This is a genomic window from Salmonella sp. A1325 (assembly GCF_056991255.1).
Genome location: NZ_JAMLWO010000020.1, coordinates 22,091 through 24,872 on the forward strand (window position 1 = coordinate 22,091; position 2,782 = coordinate 24,872).

At 51.7% G+C, this 2,782-nt stretch carries 3 protein-coding genes and 1 tRNA gene; 3 read left to right on the plus strand and 1 reads right to left on the minus strand.

Annotated elements, in window-relative coordinates; translation table 11 throughout:
* The first annotated feature begins 221 nt into the window (after positions 1–221).
* Positions 222–584, plus strand: coding sequence for a MerR family transcriptional regulator (locus NAZ64_RS22075; RefSeq protein WP_000472034.1), 363 nt, complete (start codon positions 222–224; stop codon positions 582–584).
* Position 585: 1 nt separating this feature from the next.
* Positions 586–978 carry a MerR family transcriptional regulator gene (locus tag NAZ64_RS22080; protein WP_000826514.1) on the plus strand — a complete coding sequence of 131 codons (393 nt, stop codon included), beginning with the start codon at positions 586–588 and terminating at the stop codon, positions 976–978.
* A gap of 53 nt (positions 979–1,031) precedes the next feature.
* Here NAZ64_RS22080 and gltX read toward each other — a convergent pair whose 3' ends face one another.
* Complete coding sequence (gltX, locus tag NAZ64_RS22085; RefSeq protein ID WP_000695623.1) at positions 1,032–2,447, minus strand: glutamate--tRNA ligase; 1,416 nt, start codon at positions 2,445–2,447, stop codon at positions 1,032–1,034.
* Between the two features lie 258 nt (positions 2,448–2,705).
* Here gltX and NAZ64_RS22090 point away from each other — a divergent pair.
* Positions 2,706–2,781 (plus strand) — tRNA-Val (locus NAZ64_RS22090).
* The last annotated feature ends 1 nt before the right edge of the window (position 2,782 follow it).

Genomic DNA, 2,782 nt, shown 5'->3' on the forward strand with positions numbered 1-2,782 from the left:
ACTACGTAAAGCTTGTCGAGTTGACGGGCGGCATCATATGAATTCCCTCGGCATGTGTCAACGGCAAAATGAACTTGCCGAATTCAATCGCTGAAAAAGCATTCAAATAAAGGACATTGCGGCACAACTCGCATTCAGTAGTTAAACACGTCACGGTTTCGACTAAAATGGTGCTATAAAATGAACCACTAATTAACCCCACGACTATTCAGGGAATCGTTATGTTCAAGGAACGGATGACGCCAGAAGAACTCGCTAATCTCACCGGTTACAGCCGACAAACCATCAATAAATGGGTACGGAAAGAAGGCTGGGCAACATCGCCCAAACCTGGCGTCCAGGGCGGTAAAGCCCGTCTGGTTCATGTAAACGAACAGGTTCGTGAATATATCCGCAGCGCTGAACGTTCAGTTGACCATCACGCAGACACATTTACGCCTGCCAGCAACGCATCGCTTGAAGCGCTGCTTATGACGCTCGCCAAAGAGATGACCTCATCCGAGCAGAAACAGTTTACCTCTCTCCTCGTGCGTGAAGGGATTACCGGTTTGTTACAACGCTTAGGGATACGCGATAGCAAATAATATGAAAAGATTACGCAGTAAAATGACCACTGAAGAGCTGGCTGAATGCCTCGGCGTGGCCAGACAAACCGTCAATCGCTGGATCAGAGAACAACACTGGAAAACCGAAAAATTTCCCGGCGTCAAAGGCGGACGCGCAAGACTCATCCATATTGATGCCAGCGTGCGGGAGTTTATTCTCAATATTCCGGCTTTTCGCAAACTGCCAGCGTTTTATCAGGCGGAAGAGGCTTTCGCAGAATATGCGAACGCGGCGCACAGTCACGCTTATCGACAAATTATTGATGCCGTTGAAAATATGTCTGCTCAGGAACAGGAAAAACTGGCGCTGTTTTTATCGCGGGAAGGTATTCGCGGATTTCTGACGCGTTTAGGTATCAATGAGGCGGACTAACAAATAATAAACGGCAGGCGTCTGCCCTGCCGTTTATTCTGTTTCAGCTGGCGTTACTGCTGGCTTTCACGCTCGGCGATAAAGCCCAGCGCTTTGTTGATGCGCTCAATGCTGCGGGTTTTACCAATCGCATGTACGGTGACATCCAGCGCAGGCGACTGCCCGGCACCGGTCACAGCCACACGCAGCGGCATCCCTACTTTACCCATCCCCACTTCCAGCTCATCCGCCGTGGCCTGAATCGCGTGGTGGACGTTTTCTGCTGACCAGTCCGTAATCGCCGACAGCTTGTCGCGCACCACTTCCAGCGGCTGACGCGCCACCGGGCGGAGGTGTTTTTTCGCCGCATCGGCGTCAAACTCGCTGAAGTCTTCATAGAAGTAGCGGCAGCTCTGCGCCATCTCTTTCAGAGTCTTGCAGCGCTCGCCCAGCAACTTCACCAGTTCAGCAAGCTGCGGGCCGTTACGGGTGTCGATATTTTCCTGCTCGATATGCCACTGCAAATGCGTCGCCACATATTCCGGCGCCAGCGTATTGATATAGTGGTGGTTCAGCCACAGCAGTTTATCAGTGTTGAACGCGCTCGCAGACTTGCTCACCGCACCGAGGGAGAACAGCTTGATCATCTCTTCGCGGGTGAAGATCTCCTGATCGCCGCTGGACCAGCCCAGACGCACCAGATAGTTCAGCAACGCTTCCGGCAGATAACCGTCATCGCGATACTGCATCACGCTCACCGCACCGTGACGTTTAGACAGCTTTTTACCGTCGTCGCCGTTAATCATCGACACATGCGCGTACATCGGCACCGGCGCGTTTAACGCTTTCAGAATGTTAATCTGGCGCGGAGTATTGTTGATATGGTCTTCGCCACGAATCACATGGGTAATTTCCATATCCCAGTCGTCCACCACCACACAGAAGTTGTAGGTTGGGGAACCGTCGGTACGACGAATGATCAGATCGTCCAGCTCCTGATTGCTGAATTCGATCGGGCCACGGATCTGATCATCAAAAATAACGGAACCGTCCTGCGGGTTGGCAAAGCGCACCACGCATGGCTCATCGTCGGCATGATGTTCGTGACTGTGACGGCAACGCCCGTCATAACGCGGCTTCTCACCTTTCGCCATCTGATCTTCACGCAGTTGCTCCAGACGCTCTTTAGAGCAGTAGCATTTATAGGCCGTTCCCGCCTCCAGCATCTCGTCAATCACCGCGTTATAGCGATCAAAACGTTTGGTCTGGAAATATGGGCCTTCGTCCCATTCCAGGTTCAGCCAGTTCATACCATCCATGATGGCTTCAATGGCTTCCGGCGTGGAACGCTCAAGATCGGTGTCTTCAATACGCAGCACGAACTCACCGCCGTGGTGACGTGCGAAAAGCCAGGAATAAAGAGCAGTACGCGCGCCACCGACGTGCAGATAACCTGTCGGGCTAGGCGCGAAGCGAGTTTTGATTTTCATGAAATGGCCTTACGTTTATAAAGATGCCGACAACCGGCAAATCCTGGAAAGATGAATAGCCTTGTATTCTATCACTGTGGCTTGATTCCTCAATGTTGATCCGGTCAGAACGCTGCGCTTTGCTATTTCCGTATAGAAATCATGCAGTGCGGGGTAATTCACGATCGTTTTGTTTAATTTTACGACGAACAAACAAAAACTTTAGAAAATGCGTTGACTCATTTTCAACTCTCCCTATAATGCGACTCCACACAGCGGGGGTGATTAGCTCAGCTGGGAGAGCACCTCCCTTACAAGGAGGGGGTCGGCGGTTCGATCCCGTCATCACCCACCAC